This window comes from Kitasatospora sp. NPDC032121 (assembly GCF_055580145.1).
Map to the genome: position 1 here is coordinate 15,905 of NZ_JBVILX010000028.1, position 23,483 is coordinate 39,387.

Consider the following 23,483-nt stretch of genomic DNA (forward strand, 5'->3'; position numbering starts at 1 on the left):
AGCTCGCAATGACTGAACGTGATCATCAGATCGCATGTTTATGCCGTTCACCGCAACGGATTCCGAAGCAGTTCCGACGTTGACGCAATCAATACGCCAAGGTTCCATTGCGGCCAGGGAGCGACTGGAACCGGACACCGAGCAACCAGCCAGCGGAGGCGATACCGCTCCCCACCCCAGCACCGCACAGAGCCGATCGGAAGCCACATGACCGACACGCTTCGTCCGCCACAGACCGTAGCCGCCACGGCGGCCGAGGCGGCAGCGCCCCAGCAGCTCAAGCGCTCGATCGGCGTCGTGGGCGGCACCCTGCTCACGCTGTCCTGCGTCACGCCCGCCTCGACGCTCTTCGTGATCGTGCCGGAGCTGTTCTCCAGCATCGGCAGCGCCACGGCGCTGGCGATCGCGATCGGCACCGTGCTCTGCGTCGCGGTCGCGTTCTGCTACTCCGAACTCGGCACCCTGATCCCCAGCGCCGGCGGCGAGTACGCGATGGTCGGCACCCTCGCCGGGCGGCTGATGGGCTGGCTGGTCTTCGTGCTCTCGCTGATCGTGGTGATGATCGTCCCCTCGGTCATCGCCCTCGGCACCGCCGACTACCTCGCCCCCGTCCTGCACCTGGACAAGGCCATGACCGGCGCCGCCGTGATGCTGGCCGCCACCCTGGCCGGCCTGCTCGACCTGCGCGCCAACGCCTGGATCACCGGCATCTTCCTGGTGCTGGAGGTCATCGCGGCCGGCGTGGTCTCGGTGCTCGGCTTCGCCCACACCAACAGCGACGCCCCCAGCCTGCTGCACGGCGTGGTCGCCGGGGAGGGCGGCGCGACCACCACGGTGAGCGTGGGCGCCATCGTCGGCGCGCTCGGCATCGCCCTGTTCATCACCCAGGGCTTCTCCACCGCGGTCTACCTGTCGGAGGAGCTGGAGAACCCCCGCCGCAACGTCTCGCGCACCGTGCTGTGGACGCTCGGCATCTCCTCGGCCATCATCCTGGTCCCGGTCGTCGCCATCACCATGGGCGCCCCCGACCTGCAGACCCTGTCCTCCGGCGACATCTCCGGCATGGTCACCGCCTGGAGCAACTCGGCCGTCGGCACCTTCATCAGCCTCTGCGTCGCGCTGGCCATCATCAACGCCGGCATCGTCATGGTCATCCAGAACTCCCGGGTGCTGTTCGCCTCCGCCCGCGACAAGGCCTGGCCGGAGCCGGTCAACAAGGCCTTCGGCACCCTCGGCCGGTTCGGCTCGCCGTGGATCGCCACCCTGGCCGTCGGCCTGCCCGGCGCCGCGCTCTGCTTCGTCAAGGGCGAGCTGCTGAGCAACATCACCGGCGTCGCCGTCACCGGGATGTACCTGCTGGTCGCGATCGCCGCGCTGCTCTCCCGCCGCGCCCACCACAAGCACGCCTCCGCCTGGCGGATGCCGCTGTGGCCGGCCGTCCCGGTCGTGCTGATCGCCGTCCTGGTCTACGTGATCACCAAGCTGGACACCGAGCCCCTGCTGTGGACCGGCGGCATCACCGCCGCCGCCACCCTCTACTGGCTGTTCTACCTGCGCCCCCGGCAGGACACCCGCTGGGTGATCAGCCTTCCCGAGGACCAGCAGGACTGATCCCCACCCCTCCCCCACACGGCGGTGCCCCGGGCCTCCCCCAGCCCGGGGCACCGCCGTGTTCCGCTACTTCCTGGGCTTCCAGGCCGGGCTGGTGACGATCGTCTTCAGCTCCTCCGCGGTCAGCAGCGGGTCGCCGTTCGACGCCGTCACGATCAGGACCTCCAGGCCGTCCGGCCTCGTCGCGTCCGCGATCAGCTTGCCCGGCAGGGTGGGGGCGGCCGGGGCGTGGGTGAGGAGCTTCGTCCCGTCGGGCAGGACCTCCGCGTCCTGATACCACTGCGGTGCCGGCCGGTCGTCGGGGGCCTTGGCCCAGTTCTTCACCAGCACCGACACCGTGCCGGCCCGCCCGGCCCTGGCCAGCTCGAAGTCCGCCCCGGTGTCCTGGCCCTTGCGGCCCGTCACGGTCGCCCCGGACGGCAGCAGCCCGGTCAGGACGGTCTCGTAGTCCGCCGGCGACAGGCCCGGGTCGATCGCCTCGGTGTCGACGCCGCCGAACCTGAGGGCCTTGACGATCCCGTCCCAGGACTTGTCCGTGACGACGGCCTTCAGCTGGTCGAGGGTGAGCGGCGGGTTGGGGCGGCTGTCCGGCGCGCCCTTCTCCTGGGGCGCGTTCCACTCGTGCACGGAGACGGACCGGCCGTCCGGGCCGTTCAGCACGGCGAACCACTCCTTGGTGTCGGCCCGGCTGTCCGAGTACTCGTACCCCTGCTGCAGCAGGAGCTTGGAACCGTCCGGCAGCACGGTGTCGGTGCAGGCGTCGACCCGGACCAAGCTGAGGTCCGGCGGGCAGCTGGGCAGCTGCACCTGACCGGGCCGGTGCTTGCTGATGTTGAGCTGGATCAGCGACTTGCCCTGGCCGTCGTCGAACACCAGGCTCGCCGAGGCGTCGGTGGCCTTCGGCCCGCCCTCGGTGCCGCGCCCCGTGGCCTCGGTGATCTCCCCCTTGGGCAGCAGGGCCTGGAAGGTGGCCAGCACCTCGTCGCCGGAGACCGCGGCCCTGGCCACGGACTGCAGCGCGGTCGGGGTGGTCGCGGCGGCGCTGCTGCCCGCGGTGGTATCGACGGCGGCCGCCGGGGCGGAGGCCGCGCTCACGGTGCCCGCGTCCCCGGCACCCGGGGAGGCCAGGTACACCGTGCCGGTGCCCACCAGGGCCAGCGCGGCCGCGCCGCCCACCACGGCGGCGGCCGAGCGGCGGCGCCAGCGGCGGCGGCCGAGCCGGTAGCCGTCCGCGACCAGGCCCGCCTGCTCGGCCTGCTCGGTGCGGAAGCCTTCGCCCGTACGGGTGAGGGCGTAGAGAAGATCGTCTTCGAACTTGTCCGGTTCGGACATGGGTGCTCACCGTCTCCTTGCGTCGCGGGTTGCGAGAGAAGTTCCTTGCGGCCGGCGGGCGCCGGCCTCAGCGGGCACCGGCCTCAGCGGGCGGCCAGCTCGGCCAGCGAGTCGCCGAGCAGGGCGCGCAGCCTGGCCAGGGCCCGGGTGGTGCGGGTGCGGACGGCGCCGGAGGAGGCCCGCATGGCCTCGGCGGTCTCCTCGACGCTGCGGTCCTCCCAGTAGCGCAGCACCAGGACCGCGCGGTCCTTGGGCGGCATCCGGCCGAGCGCGTCGAGGAGGGTCAGCCGCAGGGCGCTGTCGGCGTCCTGCCCCTCCTGCTCCGGCAGGGCGGCACTGGGGCGCTCGCCGCTGGAGCGGCGGCGCTGCTGGGCCAGGAAGGTGCGCACCATGACGGTGTGGGTGTAGGCCGCCGGGTTGTCGATCCGGCCGCGGCCGGTGAAGGCGCTGCGCCGCCACAGCACGTACATCCGGCTGAGGGCCTCCTGCACGAGGTCCTCGGCGTAGTGGGTGTCGCCGCTGGTGAGCAGGCAGGCCGAGCGGTACAGGTGACCGGTCCGGCCGGAGACGAGCTCCAGGAACTCCGCGTCCTTGGCCTCCCGGCCCGACCCGATCCACCCCATGCGCCCTGCCCCCCGTGGTCCGCCCTCCCTGACACTTCATCGATGCGGCGGGCGGGCGGCGGTGTTACAGGGGTTCCGGCGGATTCCCGGCGGGTCGCCGGGCGGCGGGCGGTAGCCGCGGATCAGGAGGAGGACTTGCGCCGGTGGTCGCGCAGCACCACGCCACCGCCGATCAGCAGCGCGACCAGCAGCGCGCCGACACCGAGGACGTACGTCGCGGTGCGGCCGTCGCGGTCGGCCTGGGTCTCGCCGAGGCCCACCGGGCGCGGCACGATCGGCGCGGCGGCGAGCTGCACCGGGGCGTCCGGGACGGCGGCGAGGGGCGCGTCGACGGGGGCAGTGGTGACGGCCTTCACCGGGTCCACCACGCCCCAGCCGATGAACGCGTCCGGGTCGCGCTGGGTGCGCTGCGCGGTCTGCTCGATCCAGGCCCGCACCTGGGCCGGCTTCCAGTTCGGGTGGGCTCCGACCAGCAGCGCGGCGAGGCCGGAGACGTACGGGGCGGCGAAGCTGGTGCCGTTGTCCACGCACTGGCCTCCACCGGGCACGGTGGACAGCATGTCGACGCCGGGCGCGGCGACCTTCACGAAGCCGCCGTACTGGGAGAAGGGCGCCCGCTCGTTGTTGCGGTCGGAGGCGCCGACGGCCAGCACGGTCGGGAAGGCGCCCGGGTAGGTGTCGCCCTCCTTGCCGTCGTTCCCGGTGGAGGCGACCACCACGGCCTTGTTCTCCTCGGCGTACTCGACGGCGGCCTTCAGCTCCTGGTAGCCGCCGAACCGGGCGTCGCCCGCCCCGCGCACGTCCTGGGAGATGTTGATGACCTTGGCGCCGCGCTTGACCGCCTCCCTGATCGCCGTGACCAGGGTGGAGACGTCGCCGTTGCCGTCGCTGTCGTTCTGCCGGATCGACAGGATCCGGGCGTCGGGAGCCAGCCCGACGAAGCCGGTGGTCTTGCTGGGCCGGGCGGCGATGATGCCGGCCACCTTGGTGCCGTGGCCGACCGGGTCATCGGTGGACCTGCCCTGGATCGGTTCCTTGGTCTCCCGGTTGACCAGCAGGTTCGGGCCCTCGTCGAGCTTGCCGCTCAGCTGCGGGTTGCCGTTGTCCACCCCGGTGTCGATGACCGCGACCGTCACGCCCGCACCGGTGGTCTTCCCGTCCTGCCACAGCTCGTTCAGCAGCAGGCGCTGCAGCGACCACGGCACGGTCTGCACGTCGGGCGCGGGCTTGGGGCAGTCGCCGGCCGCGGCCAGGCCGGGCCCGCTGTCGGCGTACGCCGGGAGGGCGAGCGGTCCGCCCAGCACCGCGAGCGCGGCGATCGCCGCGGCCGCCTTCCGGTACCCGTGTCGGGACACCCTGCCACCCCTCATGTCGTCCACCCGTGCCGCGCGCCGGGGGCGGGTGCCCGGAATCCGGGTACCCGCCCCCTGTCGTTCCCTACGGAACCCGAACGTCAGCCCCAGAGCTTGGTGTTGGCGTCCTCGGTGGTCCGGTAGCTCTGCGCGGCGTTCTCGAGCGAGGTCGCGATCTGCGCGCAGACCTGCTGGAGGTCGTTGGCCTTGGCGTCCCACTTGGCCTGGTGGGCCTGGTAGCCCTGCTGGGCCGCACCCTGCCAGCTGGAGGCGATGCGGGTCACGTTGCCCTTGAGGTCGTTCAGCAGGTGGTCGATGCGGCTCGCCGAAGCCTTGACCTCCTCGGCCGCCTGGTGAACGGTCTGGAAGTTGACGAGGATGTGTTCGGACACGTTGTCTCCCTTACGAGGATGAGGAGCGCCGCGCGGTCAGCGGCGGGCGCTCCGCAGAGCGGTGGAGCGGGACAGAACGGCGGTCGGCGCAGGTGCGGCGATCAGCGCGGATGCGGTGATCAGCCCTGGGCCGAGGAGAACATCGCCTTCTGCTCCTCTTCGGTGCTCGCGTAGTGCTTGGTGGTCATCTCGATCGCGTGCTTGATCGCGTTGAGCGACTCCTTGAGGCTCGCGATGTCCTCGTTGACCCGGTTCTGCAGGTTGGTGTAGGCCGTCGCGGCCTGGCCCTGCCAACCGCTGGTGATGCCGGTGACCGTGCTGATCAGCTTGTTCTTCTCAGCCTCGATCTTGCCGATGGCCTCTTCGATCTGCTTGGCGAAGGCCAGCATCTCCTGCGCGGTCATCGTGAACTGACCCTGAGCCATGCTCCACGTCCCCCATGAGACAACATTTGCGTGTACGGAGGGCCCAGCGGGCCGACCGTCGCATCACCTGTGTGATGTCCAGCAGCACTGTAGTCGGCACACGCAACTCACCCAACACCGATCACCGAGTAGTTACCAGACCATGACACTGGGACCAATTCGGTTACCGCGCATGGCCGATCAGGCGTTCTGCGGCTGGACGGCGCTCTTCGCCGCCAGCGGCGGACCGGCCGGAACCAGGTTCGACCACTCCTTCGGCACCGGCAGCGGCTGGACCCCCTGGTAGCCCAACCTCGCCTGGTTGCCGCCGGGTTCGTCCTGCTGCTGCCCCGGCTCCTGGGACGGCGCCCCGGGGGCCGGCGTGGCGGTGGGCTGCGGCGCCGACGGCTTCGGGGAGCCGCTCTGGCCGGGCTGCGGCGACGCCGCGGGGCGCTGGCCGCCGTCACCGTTGGACGGGACGGAGTAGCGCAACCCGGTCTCGGTGATCAGGAAGTCGGTCCCGGAGCCGGCGGCCGTGTTGTCCATCGAGCGGTAGAACAGCCCGTGACCGGGGGTCACGTACGCCGCCCCGGCACCGTTGTTGTACGGCGCGGGGTACGAAGTCCCGGCCCAGACACTGCGCTTGGCCGTGCTGCCGTCCGCGGCGACACCGTCGTAGGTGCTGCACACGACCATCCGGGCGTCCTGGCGGTCCTGCCAGTTGTTCACCGGCGCACCGGTCTTCAGCGGCCAGTCCGGGGCGGTGCCCTTCAGCGGGACGTCGCCGCCCCACTGGGCGTTGTCGGCCGGGGTCATCTCGTCGCTGCGCGGCTTCTTGTCCTGGTCGTACTTGTAGAGCATCTGGTACGCCGGGTTCTGCCGGATCAGCTCCGCCTGGAACGGGGTGACCAGGAAGAGCTGGTCCTTGCCGACCACGTAGTGGCGGTCCTGGTAGTGCACCAGCCGGCCGATCCGGCGATCGGCCGGGTTGCTCAGCTCCACCTTGGAGTTGGCGCCCTGACTGTCGGCGACCGCCTCGACCTGCGGGAAGGTGATCGGGGTGGCGTTCACCAGGGTGTCCAGCCAGTCCCGCTTGACCCGCTGCGGCACCGCGTTGGGCCCGAACACCGCGGTGACCAGCGCCTTGCGCTCCTTGTCGTCCGACTGCGGCGAGCCGATCGGGTGCTTGCGCCCCTGGGCGTCGACCAGGAACAGCGCGGCGCCCCCGCCGGCCGGCTGGCCCGGCGCCGGCGCGGCCGAGATCTGCTGCTCGTCGGCCTGCTGCACCAGCATCAGCTGGTCCGGGCCGAGCATCCGGTCCTTGTCCGCCAGCGCCTCCGCGTCCGCTCCGGCCGCCACGAACACCGCCTGGTTGACCGTCTCCTGCTTGTCGTCCGAGCCCGGGCGGTCGCACACCGCCCACTTCATCGGCTTGCTGGCGTTCTCCGTGGTCGGCAACTTGTCCGGCGCGTAGGGGATCCCGATCGTCGGCCCGTGGTTGGGGTAGCGGTCGAGCACCCCGTCGTCCACCACCACGACCTTGGCGCCCGCCGGCAGCACCAGCCGCGCCGAGGACATGTTGAGCACCTGGTGCAGCCGCTTGGTCTTCTGGTCCTGGTCGGTGAGCACCACGTACCGGGTGGTCGACTGCTTGCCCTGGATGATGTTCTTGCCGTCGTCCCACTTCACCGGCGCACTCGGTTTGAAGACCCCCCAGATCCCGAACCCGGCCACGAACACGGCCCCTGCCAGCACACTCGGCAGCACCGCCTTCACCGGACGCGGCGCGTCCTCGTCGCTGCCGCCGCCGGCGGGCAGCAGGAAGGCGCCCACGGTGCGCTTGCGGGCGAAGGTGTACGCGTTCAGCTCGTCCCGGCGCGATGCCATACCTCGTCGTCCCCCTAGTCAGACGTCGTCGGGCCTCCTCGGACCGACCTGCCCCGTGGTCACCCGCCGGGCACGAACCGGCGCGAACCCTCTACGATGCGGCAGCAGACGGTGAGTACGGTACGGGTACGGTCCGCGACACAGCCAGCCGGGCCGCGACAACGGATCAGAGAGGGCCACCGGGGGATGCCAAGCCAGACCGCTCCAGGACGCCGCCGCAGCGCGGGCGGCGGGAGGCCGCGCCGGGCCGGCCGGGCGCAGCGCAGCGCGCCGCCGACCGGGACGGGGACCGGGCCCGCGAGCACGGAACCGCAGCCGACCGGCACCGTGGGCGGCGGCGCCGTCCAGGTGCGGGTCAACCCCCGACCGGGGCTGCTGGGCGGGCGGTTGAAGCTCCAGCAGCTCGTCCTGGTCGAGGTCGCGGCGGCCCTGGTCGCGGTCGGCTGGACGATCAGCCGCACGGTCGCGGCCGGCTTCGGCGCGGTCGCGCTGGTGCTGGTCCTGCTCGCGCTCGTCCCGGTGCGCGGCCGCACCGTCCCCGAGCTGCTGCTGGTCCGCGCCGCCCTCAAGTCCCGCCGCAGGCAGGCCAGGACGCTGCTGCCGCCGGCCGGCACCGACCCGGCGCTGGCGCCGGCCCTGGAGCTCGAACCGGGTCTGCGCACCTGCACCCACGCCACCGAGGCCGAGTTCGGCGGCCGCCCGGTCCGCCGGGAGACCGGCATGGTCGGCGACGGGACCTTCCTCAGCTCGGTGCTGCTCGTCCAGGCCAAGGACCAGCCGCTGCGCCCGGCGCGCACCGCCCTGCCGCTGCCGCTGGACGTGATCTGCTCGGCGCTCACGGTCGACGACATCACCCTGGAGTCGGTGCAGCTGGTCCAGCACACCCAGCCCGCCCCGGCCCAGCACCTGCCCGACCAGTCGCTGGCCGCCCGCGCCTACCGCGAGCTGCCGGACGGCACCGCCACCCCCGGGCTGCGGCTGACCTGGATCGCCCTGAAGCTCGACCCGGAGCGCGCGGCGACCGCCGTCCGGGCCCGCGGCGGCGGTGAGGAGGGCGCCCGCAAGGCGCTGCAGCGGGTCACCGACCAGCTGGCCGGCCGGCTCAACAGCGCCGGCTTCAACGCGACCGTGCTGGACGAGCGCGAGCTGATCGCCGCGCTGGCCATCTCCACCTGCGCCAACCCGATCGCGGTGGCCGGCCGCCAGGGCACCGGCAGTGGCGGCGGGACCACCCGCCGTACCCAGGAGGGCAACCGGTTCTGGCGGATCGACGACCGCTGGCACACCACCTACTGGATCTCCCGCTGGCCGCAGCTGAGCCGCCCCGGCGGCGCCCCCGGCCGGATCGCCGCGCCGGACCTGGTCAACCTGATCACCGGCTCCCCGGCCCTCGCCAGCACCTTCAGCCTGACCGCCGGGCACGGCACCGGCGGCTCGGTGACGGTCAGCGGGCACCTGCGGGTGACCGGCCGCAACGAGAGCGAGGTCGGCGACATCGGCCGCCTGGTGGAGACCCGGGCCCAGAGCACCGGGCTCGGCCTCGTCCGGCTCGACCTGGAGCAGGCGCCCGGCATGCTCGCCACCCTGCCGCTCGGAGGGGCCTCCTGATGGCGTACCAGACCTACCCCACCACCGGACCGCAGCCCGGCGCCGAGCAGCGCCGGGCCCGGCCGCGGATCCTGCCCGGCTTCGGGCTGCGCGGCCCGCGCCGGGAGAAGCACGTGCTGGAGCCCGCCGACCTCGCGGCGCTCTCCTTCCCGGTCGGCGACGACGGCGTGGTGATCGGCGTCGACCCGCAGGGGCTGCCCGCGGTGCTCGGCCTGTTCCGCCCGACCTCGTACGACCTGGTGCTCGTCGGCGGCATGTGGACGGCTCAGGTCATCGCGCTGCGGGCGGCCGCGATCGGCGCCCGGGTCGCGGTGGAGACCGCCCGCGGACAGCTGTGGGGACCGATGGCCCAGGCGGCCGGCGGCGGCCAGCCGTGCGTGACGATCCACCAGGTCGGCCGACTCGGCCCGCAGGGCGCCTCGGTGGCCTCGCCGGTCCTGGTGGTGCGCGACCTCGGCGCCCGCCCGCCGCGCAGCCGGCTCTCCGCCGCGCCCTGGCAGACCACCCTGACGCTGCTGCCCTACCTGGGCCCGAACGCCTCCCGGGTGCTGAACGCGGCCGACCTGGTCGGTGTGCAGCGGATCTCGCCGCAGGAGGCGGAACTGACCGGCCGGGTGCTGTCGCTGCCGCCGGAGGACGTGGCCGCGCTTCCCACCCTCGGCGACGACCTCACCCTGTGGGCGACCCGGATGCGGCGACAGTACGTACGGGCCGTGGCCGGGCAGGCCGAACAGCAGGTGCTCGGCGGGCCGCGCCGGATGGACTGAGCGGCGGCTCGCCGCACCGGGCGGGCCGGCGGGGAAGCGAAGCCGCCTTCAGCGGGGGTTGCCGTACGGCCTAGTCTTTGATGCGGCAACGGCACCGCTGAACAAGCGGCGGCGAACACGAGGGAGCCAGAGTGAGCAGCGATCGGGACGGCGTCTACGTCGGCGACAACGCGGCAGAGGACGACGACGACTGGTCGGACGCGCCTGACTACACTCCCCCGTCCTGGTACGTGCAGACCGAGCCCGCGGGGGCTTCCGGCGCGGCCGTGCCGGCCGCTTCCGCACCGACCTCCCCCGCTCCGGGCGAGCCCGACGCGCCGGTGCCCACCGCCGTTCCGGGACAGGCCCAGCAGGCTCCGGTGCAGCAGCAGGCCCACGCCCCGGTGCCCGGCCAGGCCGCCGCCCCGGCGGCCGAGGCCGCGCCGACCGCCACCCCCGTCGCCCCCGTTCCGGCGCCCGCTGCCACGCCCGCCACGCCCGCCGCGCCGGTCCCGCCGGTGCAGGCCGAGGCGCAGCACGTCCCGTTCCCGGTAGCCGCCCCGGCCCCGCCGGTCGCCGAGCAGCCGCAGGCCGGCGCCCCGGTCTGGCCGACGCCGGAGGCCGCGGCGCAGCAGCCCGCGGCGCAGCCGTACCCGGCGGCGGGGCCCGCAGCGGCCGCGCCGCCGGGGCAGCCCGTCCAGCCGCAGAACTTCGCGCAGCCGCCGGTCCAGCAGGCCCCGCCGCAGCACCCCCAGGACCCCCAGGGCCCGCCGGCGGGCTGGGACCCGCAGGCCGCGTGGGCCGCCCAGCAGGCTCAACAGGCCCAGCAGCCCGTCGCCCCCCAGCAGCCGGGCCCGCAGGCCCAGCCCGGCCAGCCGCAGCCCGGCCCGGTGGACCCGCGCCAGGGTGGCTGGCCGCAGCCCGTCGCGTACCAGCAGCCGACCCAGCCGCAGCCCGGCCCGCAGGCCCAGCCCGGCCAGCCGCAGCCCGGCCAGCCGTTGCCGGGGCACCCCGGGCAGCCGTGGCAGCAGCCGCAGGCCCCGCAGCCCAGCGCCTTCCAGCAGGCCGCCGCCCCGCAGCAGACCGCGCACGGCGCACCGCTCGGCTACACCGCGGCCGTCGAGCTGTCCTCGGACCGACTGCTGCGCAGCCAGCCCAAGCAGCAGCGCCAGCAGCCGCGCTTCCAGTTCGGCGGCAAGGCCGCGGCGGCCGAGAAGGCCCGCAAGCTGGAGGTCATCCGCACCCCGGTGCTGAGCTGCTACCGGATCGCCGTGATCAGCCTCAAGGGCGGCGTCGGCAAGACCACGACCACCACCGCGCTCGGCGCGACCCTGGCCAGCGAGCGCCAGGACAAGGTGATCGCGATCGACGCCAACCCGGACGCCGGCACCCTGGGCCGCCGGGTCAAGCGCCAGACCGGCGCGACCATCCGCGACCTGGTGACGGCCATCCCGCACCTGCGCAGCTACATGGACATCCGTCAGTTCACCTCGCAGGACCTGAACTCGGGCCTGGAGATCCTGGCCAACGACGTGGACCCGGCGGTCTCGACCACCTTCAACGACTCGGACTACCGCCAGGTGATCGACGTGCTGGGCCGCCAGTACCCGATCATCCTGACCGACTCCGGCACCGGCCTGCTGTACAGCGCGATGCGCGGGGTGCTGGACCTGGCCGACCAGCTGATCATCGTCTCCACCCCCAGCGTGGACGGCGCCTCCAGCGCCTCGACCACCCTGGACTGGCTCTCCGCGCACGGCTACGCCGACCTGGTGCAGCGCAGCATCACGGTGGTCTCCGGGGTGCGCGAGACCAGCAAGATGATCAAGGTCGAGGACATCGTCGCCCACTTCCAGACCCGCTGCCGCGGCGTGATCGTGGTGCCGTTCGACGAGAGCCTGGCGGCCGGCGCCGAGGTCAACCTCGACATGATGCGGCCCAAGGTCCGGGAGGCCTACTTCGAGCTGGCCACCCTGGTCGGCGAGGACATCGTCCGGGCCCAGCAGGCCGCCGCCCAGCAGGCCGGCTGGCAGCAGCAGGCCCAGCCGCAGCCCGGCTACCCGCAGCCGTACGCCGACCCGCGGCAGCCCCAGCCCTACCCGCAGCAGGCGGGCCAGCCCGCCCCCGGGGCGCCGTGGGCCCCGCAGCCCCCGCCCGGGTACGGCTACCCGCAGCAGCCCGCTCCCGGGGCGCCCTGGCCGCAGCAGCCGGGCCCGGGCTACGGCTACCCGCCGCAGGCACCCCAGCAGTGAGACGGCCGAAGGGGCCCACCGACACCCGGTCGGTGGGCCCCTTCCGGCGTCCCGGCGCTCAGACGCCGTCGGTCAGACGCCGTCGGTCAGCTCGCGGGCCCGCTTGACGTCGTCGGCCATCCGGTCCAGCAGCGCGTCGATGGAGTCGAACTTCTCCATCCCGCGCAGGTAGGCCAGGAAGTCCACGGCCACGTGCATCCCGTACAGGTCCAGGCCGACCCGGTCGATGGCGTACGCCTCCACGGTGCGGGCGGTGCCGTCGAAGGTCGGGTTGGTGCCGACCGAGATCGCCGCCGGCATCTTCTCGCCGTCCGCCGTCAGCCAGCCCGCGTACACGCCGTCGGCCGGGATCGCGCTGTGCGGCACGGTCTCGACGTTGGCGGTCGGGTAGCCCAGCTCGCGGCCGCGCTGCGCGCCGCGCACCACCACGCCCTCGACCCGGTGCGGGCGGCCCAGCACCTCGTTGGCGCCGGCCATGTCCCCGGTCTCCACCAGCCGGCGGGTCAGGCTGGAGGAGAACGGCTCGCCGTCCCCGGCCGTGCCGCACACCTGGAGGTCGACCACCTCGACCTCGAAGTCGTCCGCCCGGCCCAGTTCGCCGAGCAGCGTGACGTCCCCGGCCGCCCGGTGCCCGAAGCGGAAGTTGGGGCCCTCGATGACGACCCGCGCGTGCAGGGCGTCCACCAGCACCTGCCGGACGAAGGCCTCCGGGGACTCCTGGGAGAACTCGGTGGTGAACGGCAGCACCAGCACCGCGTCCACGCCCAGCTCCGCGATCAGCTCGGCGCGGCGCGGGTGCGGCGCGAGCAGCGGCGGGTGGCTGCCCGGGCGGATGACCTCGCGCGGGTGCGGGTCGAAGGTCACCACGACCGCGGGGACGCCGAGTTCGCGGGCCCGCTCGACCGCCCGCCCGATGATCAGCTGATGTCCGCGGTGCACCCCGTCGAACGAGCCGATGGTGACGACGCTGCGTCCCCAGTCCCCGGGGATCTCCTCCAGGCCACGCCAGCGCTGCACCTGACCGCTCCTTGTTCCGTACGGTGCGTACCCTCTGTACGCTCAAACGCTCAAAACCCGAACCCCTATAGCGTGCCATGCGCCTGCCCCGGCTCAGGCACCGGAATACGGGTTGAGCCCGCCGAGGGCCCCGTCGACCGCCCGGGCACGGCCCGCTCGGCCTCCTCGGCGGCGTACCGCGCGTCCCGTCCGGCCGCCGCCAGGGCCCGCATCCGGGCCGGCCCGGGGTCGTCCTGGGCGGTCGGCGCGGCACCGGACGGCCACCGGGCGAGCAGCCGGGCGAAGGCCGCCGACCGCCCGGCGCAGCGCACCAGCAGCTCGTCCGCGCCCGGCAGCCCCTGGGCGGCCCTGGCCAGCACCGCCCGGGCCCGGGCCGGGTCCTCGGCCGCGCAGTGCTCCGCGAGCCGCTCCACGACGGCGGTCAGCACCGCCGGGTCGGTCTCGGTGGCGAGCAGGGCGTCCAGCAGCTCGCGGCGCAGCGCGTCCGCCGCCGGGTCGGCCACCGGGACGGACAGCGCCTCGGCGAACGGCCGCCGGACGGCCGGGCTGCGGTCGGCCAGCGCGGCGCCGAGCAGCATCCTCAGCTCCGGCCGGCCGCCCGGGCCGACGGCGTCGGCCCTGGCCAGCCGACGGCCGAGGTAGTCGACGGCGACCGGACCGGCCAGCGCCGGGTTCCCGCGCAGCAGCTCGGCGGCCAGCTCGGCGCCCCGCCGCAGGGCCGCCGGGGCGGTGGCGTCGGCCAGCACCCGCAGCGTCTCGGCGGGGGCCGCGCCGGGGGCGGCCGCCCGGTCGGCGAGCGCGGCCAGGACGGGTTCCGGGTCGCTCTCCAGGGCCGGGCCGAGCGCCCGCGGGGTGAGGAAGGCGTCGCCGCCGGCCCGGAACCGGGCGAGCGCGGCCGGCAGGTACTCGGCCCTGGTCACCGGATCGCCGACCAGCAGCGCCAGCGCCGCCCCGTGCAGACCGGGCTCGTCCTCGCGGGCGAGCAGGGTCAGCGCGGTGTACCGCAGCAGCTCGACCCCGGCACCGGAGGCGTACGGGGCCGTCCGCAGCGCGTGCACGGCGGCCGCGACGTGCCGCTCGGGCCGCCGGTCGTGGCTCCAGCGGTCCACCGCGCGGCAGAGCGCGGACGGCTCCTCGGCGGCCAGCACGGTGAGCAGCGCGTCCGCCCGCGGGTGCGCGGCGGCCGCCAGCGCGTCGGCCAACTCGTCCAGGGCGAGCCGGCGGTGGGCGTGCAGCAGATCGTGGGCGATGTCGGCCGTCGTGCGCCCGGGGCGCCCCGGCAGGCCGTGCTCGTCCTCGAACCAGGCGCAGAGCAGCGGGAACACCGCGACCGGGTCGGCGCGCAGCCGCTCCGCCACCACGGCGAGGAAGCGCTGCCCGGGCCCGTCGGCGGGCACCAGGCGGCGCAGCAGGGCGAGTTCGGTCTCGACGGGCAGGCCGAGACCGGTCCAGAAGGCCGGGCCGAAGCGGCCGAGTCCGGCCGCCGGGAGCGCCACCGCACCGGCGGCGCCCGCCCGTTCGGCGATCCGGGACGCCAACTGGTCGAGCAGGGCCAGGTGTTCGGAGCGGTCCGGGCTGGCGGCGAGGCCCGCAGCGAGCAACCGGGCCGCCCACCAGGCGGGTTCGCTGCCCGGCGGGCGCAGGTCGAGGGCGCGCCAGATCCGGTGCAGCCACGGGTCCAGGGCGCCGGCGCCCCAGGTCTCCGCCACCCGGCGCAGTGCGGCGGCGACCGGGCCGATCCGGTGCCGGGCGACGGCGTTCACCCCGGCCGGTTCCCACGCCGGGTGGCCGCCGGGCTCCCGCGCCTCGTCGGCGGGCCACGGCGGGGTGTCCTCGGCCTCGCCGAGCAGCAGCCGCAGCGCCGCGTCCAGGTCCAGGTGCCGGCCCTGCAGCCAGTCCGCGAACTCCCCGTGGGCGAAGCGGAATCCGGGCCCGGCCGGGACGAACAGGCCCTCGGCTAGCACCGCCGTGGCCCAGCCGCCCTCGACCGGGAACAGCTCCTCGAAGACCGCCCGGTCCAGCCCGCCGCCCGACCGGTCGCCGAGCATCCGCCGGGCCGCCTCGTGCACCCGTCCGGCCACCGCCGCCGCGAGCCGGCGCACCCGGCGGTGCCGCGGCCCGCCCGGGCGCACCGCGCCCCGCCGGTGGGCGCCCGGGCGGCGCGGCCGGCCGTCCTCGGCCAACCGCTGGGCCACCCGCAGGCAGCGCAGGTCCAGGACGGCGCCGAACAGTTCGCTCCGGCGCACCGGCCCGTCGTGCAGCCCCTGCGCCCACAGCTCCCCGGCCAGCCGGACGGCCAGCGGGTGCCGGGCGTCCTCGGCGGCGGCCGGGTGGCCCGGCGGCAGCCCGTACCGGCGGCGCACCCGCTCGGCCGCCTCGGGGGGCAGCGGGCCGAGCCGCTGCCCGGCCAGGCTCGGCCCGCCCGCGCCGCGGCCGTCCATCCGCACGGTGGGGGCGCTGCCCAGGTCGCCGTCCGGGTGCGGCTCCTCCGTGCGCCGCGGGCCGGGGGTGCCGTTCCCCCAGGTCTCGGCCGCGAGCAGCTCCCACAGCTCCTCCCCGCAGGCCGTCACCAGCCTGGCCCCGCAGCCGGTCAGCCACTGCCCGGCGCCGCGCAGCCAGCGGGCGTCCACCGGCAGCGGGGCCTCCTCCGGGCCGTCCAGGACCACCAGCAGCGGCCGGCCGGCCGCCGCGCACAGCGCCGCCACCGGCTCGGGCGCGGGCGCGGGGGTGCCGAGGACGGCCGCCGCGGCGGCCAGCGCGCGTTCCACCGGTTCGGCGAGCGAGCGGTCCCCGGCGCGCAGGTCGGCGCCGCGCAGCCAGAGGGTGGGCAGCGGGTGGGCGCCGCCGGTGCGGCGGGCGGCCAGCGCGGCCAGTTCGGTGGTGCGCCCGCTGCCGGGGGCGCCGACCAGCGCGGTGACGGTCGCGACCGGCTCGTCCCCGGCCAGGCCGTCCGGTCGGTCCACCCGGTCGGCGGCCAGGTGGGGCAGTCGGCCCGGTCCGGCGCCGGCGGCCGCCACCTGGGCGGCGGTCAGCCGCAGCACCCCGGCCAGGTTGAGCGCCGGGCCGTAGCCGGGCACCGCCGCCGCGTTGCTCGCCAGCAGCCCGGCCAGCACCTCGGCGGCGCCCGTTCCACCCGGAGGGCCGTCCCCGACCGCCGCCGCGCCCACCGGCACGGCCGGCAGTGCCCCGCCGTGCCGGGGCCCGCGCGCGGCGGGCGCGGCCAGGGCGACCACGGCCCCGCTGCGGGCGTCCAGCACCGGCGAGCCGGCCGGCACCGCGACCCCGTCGACCACCGGCACGTCCAGCAGCAGCACTCCGGCCGACCGGTGCCCGCCGTGCGCCGCGCCGGCGACGCCGAGCAGTCCGCAGCGCAGCGCGACCACCCGTCCGTCCTCCCCCGCCAGCGCGGGCAGCAGCACCTCGGGCCCGGCGACGGCGGCGGCCAGCGGCAGCGGCGGCACCGGCAGCCCGCCGACCGCCTCGGTGCGCAGCAGGGCCAGCCCGTGCCCGGGCAGCGGCAGCACGGCGTCCGGGCCGAGCACCCTGGTCTGCCCGCCGGGGGTGTGCAGGACGACCCGGTCCAGTCCGGCCACGCTCTCGTGCGCCGTCAGCACGACCCCCTGCGGGTCGGCGACGAACCCCAGGCCGTGCAGCCGGCCGTCGAGGTCGCGGATCCGCAGCAGGTACCGCCCCGGATCGCCCTCCGGAAAACCCGGCATCTCGTGCCCCCTCGGCCGTCGCTCGCCCGCCGCCCGGAGCCTGCCCGCCGAGGTGCCCGCCCGACCGCGCCCGCCCCGCTCACCACGGGCGTTCACTCCGCGCGCTCCCTCGTGCGGGTGAACGACGTCCGGGAACGGCGGAGCCCCCGTCGGGGTGATTCCCGACGGGGGCTCCGAACGGCGACCGGACCGTCAGCCGACGAAGACCGCGACCGGCTTCGCCTGCCCGCCCTGCTCCTCGACCAGCGCCAGGAAGCGCCCGTCCGGCCCGAACACCGCGATCGGCCCGTCCACGCCCATCCCGGGCGCCTTCAGCCGGGCGCCGTGCGACAGCTTCTGCGCCGAGGCCTCGTCCAGGTCCCAGCGCGGGAAGGCGGCGGCCGCGGCGTCGGCGATCGGCAGCACCTCCAGCGGCTTGGCGGACTCGCCGGTGACCTCGGCCTCCAGCTGCTCCAGGGTGCGCGCCGACTCCACCCCGTACGGCCCGACCTTGGTGCGCCGCAGCGCCGTCAGGTGCCCGCCGACGCCCAGCCCGGCGCCCAGGTCCCGGGCCAGCGCCCGGATGTAGGTGCCGGAGGAGCACTCGACGGTGACGTCCAGGTCGATCACCGGGGTGCCGTCCTCGGCGACCGCCGCGCGCTGCTCGTGCACGCTGAAGGAGTGGATCGTGGTGGGCCGGGCCGCGAGCTCGAAGTCCTCGCCCTCACGGACCCGGGCGTACGAGCGCTTGCCGTCGATCTTGATCGCGCTGACCTTGGACGGCACCTGCATGATCTCGCCGGTGAGCGCCGCGATCCCGGCGTCGATCGCCTCCCGGGTGACGGCGTCGGCCGGGGTCGAGGCGGTCACCTCGCCCTCGCGGTCGTCGGTGACGGTGGTCTGGCCGAGCCGGATGGTCGCCTCGTACGTCTTGGCGGTGAGCATCAGGTGGCCGAGCAGCCGAGTGGCCCGCTCGACGCCGATCACCAGCACGCCGGTGGCCATCGGGTCCAGGGTGCCGGCGTGCCCGACCTTCCGGGTCCCGGCCAGCCACCGCAGCTTGGCGACGACCCCGTGCGACGTGATGCCCTCGGGCTTGTCGACGATCACCAGGCCGTCCGGGCCGGTGCCTTTGCGCTTCATCGGGTTCTTTCTCTCAACAACATCAGCGGAGACGATCAACGTACCGGTCTCAGCGCGCCCCGGAACCGCTCGACCACCGCGGCCACGTCCTCCCGGACGCTGAATCCGGCCGCGTAGACGTGCCCCCCGCCGCCCAGTTCGGCACAGGCCGCCGCGACGTCCACCGCCCCCTTGGAACGCGAGGAGCCGCGCAGCGTGCCGTCCGGGTCCTGCTTGAGCACCAGCGCCACCTCGGCCTCGGCCGGGCGGCGCAGGATGTCGATCAGCCCCTCGATCTCCTCGACCGTGACGCTGAACAGCGCGAGGTCCTGGTACGGCACCCAGGTCCACACCAGGCCCAGCCCGTCCGCCGCCTCCGGCTCGTAGACGGCCCGGTCGAGCGCGCCGGCGAGCACCTTGAGGTAGCCGAAGGAGGAGGTGTCCCACAGCTGTCGGGAGATCAGGTCGTGCCGGATGCCGGTGGCCAGCAGCCGGCCGGCCAGCTCGTGGGTGGCGGGCGTGGTGGCCCGGTACTTGAACGAACCGGTGTCCGTGGCGACACCGGTGTAGAGGCAGGTGGCCAGCTCCTGGTCGAGCACCACGCCGAGCCTGCGCAGCAGTTCGTCGACCAGCACGGCGGTGGCCGGCGCGGTCGGGTCGATCAACTGGTGGGTGCCGAAACCCGGGTTGGAGGCGTGGTGGTCGAACACCACCAGGACGGGCGCGGCGAAGGCCTTGTCGCGGAGCAGGCCGAGCCGGCTCTCCGCGGCCACGTCGAAGCAGAGCACCAGTTCGGGCACGTCCGGCACCTCGCAGGCCGGCACGATCAGCTCCTGGCCGGGCAGGAAGGCCAGCGACTCGGGCACGATCTGCGGGTCGTCGCCGAAGGAGACCCGCACCCGCTTGCCGAGCGCGCGCAGCGCCAGCGCGGCCGCCAGCGAGGAGCCCAACGCGTCGCCGTCCGGGCAGATGTGGCAGATCAGGTCGATCGAACGGGCCCGCCCGATCTCCGCCACCACCTGCTGCCAGAGCAGCTCGAACCCGCTCTCCTCGGTGCGCGGGCCCGGGAGTGCCGCGAGGGCACCCTCCACCGTGCTGGTGGAGGACGCCCCCGTGGTCGATCCGGCTCGCGAGGCGGCCCGCGCCGGCTCACCCGCCATGACTACTCGTCCTCGTCGTCACGCTCGGACGCCGGAACCCGGTACGGGTCCGCGTCGCCGGCGTAGCTCGCTCCCGCGGCCTGGGTGCGCACGGCGGCGTCCGAGGTGCGGGCCCGGTCGAGCAGGTCGTCGATGTTCCGGGCGTTGTCCGGCAGCGCGTCCGCGACGAAGGTCAGCGTCGGGGTGAAGCGCACCCCGATCTTGCCGACCTCGGAGCGGATCACGCCCTTGGCGCTCTCCAGCGCGGCCGCGGTGGCCTCGCGCTCGGTCTCGTCACCGAAGACGGTGTAGAAGACGGTGGCCTCGCGCAGGTCTCCGGTCACCCGGGTGTCGGTGATGGTCACGAACCCCAGGCGGGGGTCCTTGATCCGCCGCTCCAGGGTCTGGGCGACGACCACCTGGATGCGGTCGGCGAGCTTGCGCGCCCTTGCGGTGTCGGTCACGTTGCCTCCTCGTGCAGTGGGCCCGGTACCCGGGCGAGCTGCGCACCCGTCGGGGCCCACGCCCCAAAGTACCGGCCCGCGCCCGGCCTTGCGGGCGCTCTCGGTCCTGATCCGTGTGAGAACGGCGACTTCCGCCGACCGGCTCCACGGTCCTCATTCGTCGTCGTCGTTGTGGTAGCGCCTCCTCGCGGAGAGGAGTTGCACCTCGGGGCGGCCGGCGACCAACCGCTCACAGCTGTCCAGGACCTCGGTGACGTACCCGGCTTCGCCGGAGACCACCGCGAGGCCGATCTCGGCCCGGCGGTGCAGGTCCTGGTTCCCGGTCTCGGCAGCGCACACGCTGTACTTGCGCTGCAGTTCGGCCACGATGGGCCGCACGATCGAACGCTTCTCCTTGAGCGAGTGGACGTCGCCCAGCAGCAGGTCGAAGGTGAGTGTTCCCACGAACATGTGTGACAGGTCTCGCCGACCTGGAAGGCCTCGGGGGCAGCCCGGAACCGGGCTGGCGCCACTGTTTCTGACTACTCCCGGACCCTACACAGCGAGACCGGGGCCGGTCGACGGAAATACCACCCGTCGACCGGCCCCGGCTGACACCGACTAGGCGCGCGGCTTCTCGCGCATCTCGTAGGTCTCGATGATGTCGTCGACCTTGATGTCGTTGAACGACCCCAGGGTGACACCGGCCTCGAAGCCCTCGCGGACCTCGGTCGCGTCGTCCTTGAAGCGGCGCAGACCCTCGATCGAGAGGTTCTCCGCCACGACCTTGCCGTCGCGCAGCAGGCGGGCCTTGGCGTTGCGGCGGATGATGCCGTCGCGGACCAGGACACCGGCGATGTTGCCGAACTTGGAGGAGCGGAAGACCTCGCGGATCTCCGCGGCGCCGAGGCGCACCTCCTCGTACTCCGGCTTGAGCATGCCCTTGAGGGCGTTCTCGATCTCCTCGATCGCCTGGTAGATGACCGAGTAGTACCGGACGTCCACGCCTTCCTTCTCGGCCGCGGTACGCGCACGGCCTTCGGCGCGCACGTTGAAGCCGATGATGATGGCGTCCGAGCCCATCGCCAGGTCCACGTCGGACTCGGTGATGGCACCCACACCGCGGTGCAGGACCCGGAGCTCGACCTCCTCGCCCACGTCCAGCTTGACGAGGGCGTCCTCGAGGGCTTCCACCGAACCGGAGACGTCACCCTTGATGATGAGGTTGAGCTGCTCGATGGAGCCGGCGGCGATGGCCTTGTCCAGGTCCTCCAGGGACACCCGGACGCGGCGCTGCGCGAAGGCGGCGTTGCGGTCGCGGGCCGAGCGCTTCTCGGCGATCTGACGGGCGGTGCGGTCCTCGTCGACGACGATGAAGCTGTCGCCGGCGCGGGGCACCGAGGTCAGACCGAGCAGCAGCACCGGGCGGGACGGGCCGGCCTCGGTGAGGTTCTTGCCGTTCTCGTCCAGCATGGCGCGGACGCGACCGTAGGCGTCGCCCACGACGATCGAGTCGCCGACGCGGAGGGTACCGCGCTGCACGAGCACGGTCGCCATGGCGCCGCGGCCCTTGTCCAGGTGCGCCTCGATGGCGATACCCTGCGCGTCCTGCTCGGGGTTGGCCCGCAGGTCCAGCGAGGCGTCCGCGGTCAGGACCACGGCCTCCAGCAGCTGGTCGATGTGCAGGCCCTGGCGCGCGGAGATGTCGACGAACATGGTGTCGCCGCCGTACTCCTCGGCCACCAGACCGAACTCGGTCAGCTGACCGCGGACCTTGGTCGGGTCGGCGCCCTCGACGTCGATCTTGTTGACGGCGACCACGATCGGCACACCGGCGGCCTTGGCGTGGTTCAGCGCCTCGACCGTCTGCGGCATGACACCGTCGTTGGCCGCGACCACCAGGATCGCGATGTCGGTGGACTTGGCACCACGGGCACGCATGGCGGAGAACGCCTCGTGACCCGGGGTGTCGAGGAAGGTGATCGGACGCTGCTCGCCGTTCACCTCGGTGACGACCTGGTAGGCACCGATGTGCTGGGTGATGCCACCGGCCTCGCCGGCCACCACGTTGGACTTGCGGATCGCGTCCAGCAGGCGGGTCTTACCGTGGTCGACGTGACCCATGACGGTGACGACCGGCGGGCGCGGGGCCAGCTGGTCCTCGTCGCCCTCGTCGGCGCCGAAGTCGATGTCGAACGACTCCAGCAGCTCGCGGTCCTCGTCGTCCCGGCTGACGATCTCCAGCTGGAAGCCCATCTCGCCGGCCAGCAGCTCGAGGGTCGCGTCGGAGACCGACTGGGTCGCGGTGACCATCTCACCGAGGTTGAACATGACGGAGACGAGCGCGGCCGGGTTGGCGTTGATCTTCTCCGCGAAGTCCATCAGCGAGGCGCCGCTCGACAGGCGAACGGTCTGGCCGTTGCCGCGAGGCAGCATCACACCGCCGACGGACGGGGCCTGCATGGCCTCGTACTCCTGGCGCTTCGCCCGCTTCGACTTGCGGCCACGCGCCGGGCGACCGCCCGGGCCACGACCGAAGGCGCCCTGCGTGCCACCACGGGCACCCGGGCCGCCGGGACGACCGCCGAAGCCGCCGGGACGCGGGCCGAAGCCGCCGCCACCACCCGGGGCACCGCCACCGGGACGCGGACCGCCGAAGCCGCCGCCACCGGCCGGACGCGAGCCCGGACCGGCCGGACGGCCCTGGAAGCCGGGACGGGCGCCACCGGCACCCGGACCACCCGGACGGCCGCCGGGGCCACCCGGACCACGGCCACCCGGACCCGGACGCGGGCCGGCCGGACGCTGCGGCATCATGCCCGGGTTCGGGCGCGGCATGCCGGACGGGGTCGGGCCACCGGGACGCGGCGCGGCCGGACGCGGCATGCCGTCGGGACGCGGAGCGCCACCCGGACGGGGAGCACCGGCACCGGGGGCACCGGCCGGACGCGGACGGTCGCCACCGGGACGCGGGGCACCGGCACCCGGGGCACCGGCCGGACGCGGACGGTCGCCACCGGGACGCGGAGCGCCGGCACCCGGGGCACCGCCCGGACGCGGGGCGCCGCCCTGACCGCCCTGACGGCGGTCGCCGGGGCGGCCCATGCCGGTGGCGCTACCCGAGGTGAACGGGTTGTTGCCCGGACGCGGACCGGCCGGACGCGGGCCCGGACGGGCACCGCCGGCGGCCTGGCCACCCGGGCGCGGAGCCTGGGTGGACGGACGCGGGGCGGCGTCGCCGGCCGGAGCCGGCGAGGAGAACTCGGCCGCGGGCGCGGCCGGGGCCGCCGGAGCGGCGGGACGCGCGGCCGGGCGCGGGCCCGGAGTCGGCGCGCCCGGCTTCGGGGCGGCGGGGGCGGCCGGCGCGGAAGGCGCGGCGGCAGCCGGGGTCGGACGGGGACCAGGGGTCGCGCCGGGGCGCGGACCCGGAGCCGGAGCCCCCGGCTTCGGGGCACCCGAGCCGGCGGCGGGGGAGGGCGCCGCGGTCTTCCGCGGGCCCGGCTTGGCAGCGGAACCACCACCGGTGGGGGCCACACCAAGCGCGTCAGTCAGTTTGCGTACGACCGGCGCCTCGATCGTCGAGGACGCCGAACGGACGAACTCACCGAGCTCGGTGAGCTTGGCCATGACGGCCTTGCTCTCCAAGCCAAGTTCCTTGGCGAGTTCGTAAACCCGGACCTTAGCCACTTCACTCCTGTCTATGAGTCCGGGGGTCTCGTCCGCCGGACTGTCGCTACTTCATGGGCGTACCCATCGCGTACTCATCGCGTACTCATCGAGTGCTCATCGCAATCTCGACCTACTTCCACATCGCGAGGTACCTGACGTGGCACGACGCGCGGCTGGCCGCGTGCCGT

The 23,483-nt window shown here is 74.5% G+C and carries 17 protein-coding genes; 4 read left to right on the forward strand and 13 right to left on the reverse strand.

Annotation, left to right across the window (positions count from 1 at the left end; genetic code table 11):
* Positions 1 to 207 precede the first annotated feature (207 nt).
* On the forward strand, positions 208 to 1,611 hold the full coding sequence (locus ACZ5OX_RS37015) for an APC family permease (RefSeq protein WP_392884238.1): 1,404 nt from the start codon (positions 208 to 210) through the stop codon (positions 1,609 to 1,611).
* A gap of 66 nt (positions 1,612 to 1,677) precedes the next feature.
* On the opposite strand, the gene ACZ5OX_RS37020 is transcribed toward ACZ5OX_RS37015, so the two are convergent.
* The 6 genes from ACZ5OX_RS37020 to ACZ5OX_RS37045 all read right to left on the reverse strand — a co-directional run bounded on the left by ACZ5OX_RS37020 (position 1,678) and on the right by ACZ5OX_RS37045 (position 7,601).
* Positions 1,678 to 2,943, reverse strand: a complete 1,266-nt coding sequence (locus ACZ5OX_RS37020) for a hypothetical protein (protein WP_465636331.1) — start codon at positions 2,941 to 2,943, stop codon at positions 1,678 to 1,680.
* 83 nt (positions 2,944 to 3,026) lie between these two features.
* Complete coding sequence (locus ACZ5OX_RS37025; protein WP_392921585.1) at positions 3,027 to 3,566, reverse strand: SigE family RNA polymerase sigma factor; 540 nt, start codon at positions 3,564 to 3,566, stop codon at positions 3,027 to 3,029.
* Between the two features lie 122 nt (positions 3,567 to 3,688).
* Positions 3,689 to 4,936, reverse strand: coding sequence for a type VII secretion-associated serine protease mycosin (mycP, locus tag ACZ5OX_RS37030; protein WP_465636332.1), 1,248 nt, complete (start codon positions 4,934 to 4,936; stop codon positions 3,689 to 3,691).
* 83 nt (positions 4,937 to 5,019) lie between these two features.
* On the reverse strand, positions 5,020 to 5,310 hold the full coding sequence (locus ACZ5OX_RS37035; RefSeq protein WP_449792016.1) for a WXG100 family type VII secretion target: 291 nt from the start codon (positions 5,308 to 5,310) through the stop codon (positions 5,020 to 5,022).
* A 119-nt stretch (positions 5,311 to 5,429) separates the two neighbouring features.
* Positions 5,430 to 5,735, reverse strand: a complete 306-nt coding sequence (locus ACZ5OX_RS37040) for a WXG100 family type VII secretion target (protein ID WP_392884231.1) — start codon at positions 5,733 to 5,735, stop codon at positions 5,430 to 5,432.
* A gap of 180 nt (positions 5,736 to 5,915) precedes the next feature.
* The gene (locus tag ACZ5OX_RS37045) at positions 5,916 to 7,601 is read right to left on the reverse strand and encodes a type VII secretion protein EccB (protein WP_465636335.1); all 1,686 of its coding nucleotides are present in this window, start codon (positions 7,599 to 7,601) and stop codon (positions 5,916 to 5,918) included.
* Positions 7,602 to 7,787: 186 nt separating this feature from the next.
* On the opposite strand from ACZ5OX_RS37045, the gene eccE reads away from it, so the two are divergent.
* The 3 genes from eccE (at position 7,788) to ACZ5OX_RS37060 (ending at position 12,207) form a co-directional block, all read left to right on the forward strand.
* A complete protein-coding gene (gene eccE, locus ACZ5OX_RS37050; protein WP_465636337.1) occupies positions 7,788 to 9,209 on the forward strand; it encodes a type VII secretion protein EccE in 1,422 nt (473 codons plus the stop codon).
* Entirely contained in the window at positions 9,209 to 9,976 is a 768-nt protein-coding gene (locus ACZ5OX_RS37055; protein WP_465636339.1) for a hypothetical protein, read from the forward strand. The genes eccE and ACZ5OX_RS37055 overlap by 1 nt, the downstream gene beginning before the upstream one ends.
* A 131-nt stretch (positions 9,977 to 10,107) precedes the next feature.
* Complete coding sequence (locus ACZ5OX_RS37060) at positions 10,108 to 12,207, forward strand: MinD/ParA family ATP-binding protein (RefSeq protein WP_465636341.1); 2,100 nt, start codon at positions 10,108 to 10,110, stop codon at positions 12,205 to 12,207.
* 72 nt (positions 12,208 to 12,279) lie between these two features.
* Here the strand turns inward: ACZ5OX_RS37060 and ACZ5OX_RS37065 are convergent, their stop codons facing one another.
* The 7 genes from ACZ5OX_RS37065 to infB form a co-directional block, all read right to left on the reverse strand.
* Positions 12,280 to 13,224, reverse strand: a complete 945-nt coding sequence (locus ACZ5OX_RS37065) for a bifunctional riboflavin kinase/FAD synthetase (protein WP_465636342.1) — start codon at positions 13,222 to 13,224, stop codon at positions 12,280 to 12,282.
* Between the two features lie 65 nt (positions 13,225 to 13,289).
* Entirely contained in the window at positions 13,290 to 16,943 is a 3,654-nt protein-coding gene (locus ACZ5OX_RS37070; RefSeq protein ID WP_465636344.1) for a serine protease, read from the reverse strand.
* A gap of 192 nt (positions 16,944 to 17,135) precedes the next feature.
* Positions 17,136 to 18,065: a tRNA pseudouridine(55) synthase TruB gene (truB, locus tag ACZ5OX_RS37075; protein ID WP_392921599.1), complete on the reverse strand. Its 930-nt coding sequence runs from the start codon at positions 18,063 to 18,065 to the stop codon at positions 17,136 to 17,138.
* Positions 18,066 to 18,100: 35 nt separating this feature from the next.
* Positions 18,101 to 19,204, reverse strand: coding sequence for a DHH family phosphoesterase (locus ACZ5OX_RS37080; protein WP_449792023.1), 1,104 nt, complete (start codon positions 19,202 to 19,204; stop codon positions 18,101 to 18,103).
* 2 nt (positions 19,205 to 19,206) lie between these two features.
* A complete protein-coding gene (gene rbfA, locus ACZ5OX_RS37085; protein WP_207812580.1) occupies positions 19,207 to 19,647 on the reverse strand; it encodes a 30S ribosome-binding factor RbfA in 441 nt (146 codons plus the stop codon).
* Between the two features lie 153 nt (positions 19,648 to 19,800).
* Entirely contained in the window at positions 19,801 to 20,097 is a 297-nt protein-coding gene (locus ACZ5OX_RS37090) for a DUF503 domain-containing protein (protein WP_030289887.1), read from the reverse strand.
* Positions 20,098 to 20,247: 150 nt separating this feature from the next.
* Positions 20,248 to 23,313 (reverse strand): translation initiation factor IF-2, encoded by a 3,066-nt coding sequence (infB, locus tag ACZ5OX_RS37095; RefSeq protein ID WP_465636347.1) that lies wholly within the window; start codon positions 23,311 to 23,313, stop codon positions 20,248 to 20,250.
* Positions 23,314 to 23,483 lie beyond the last annotated feature (170 nt).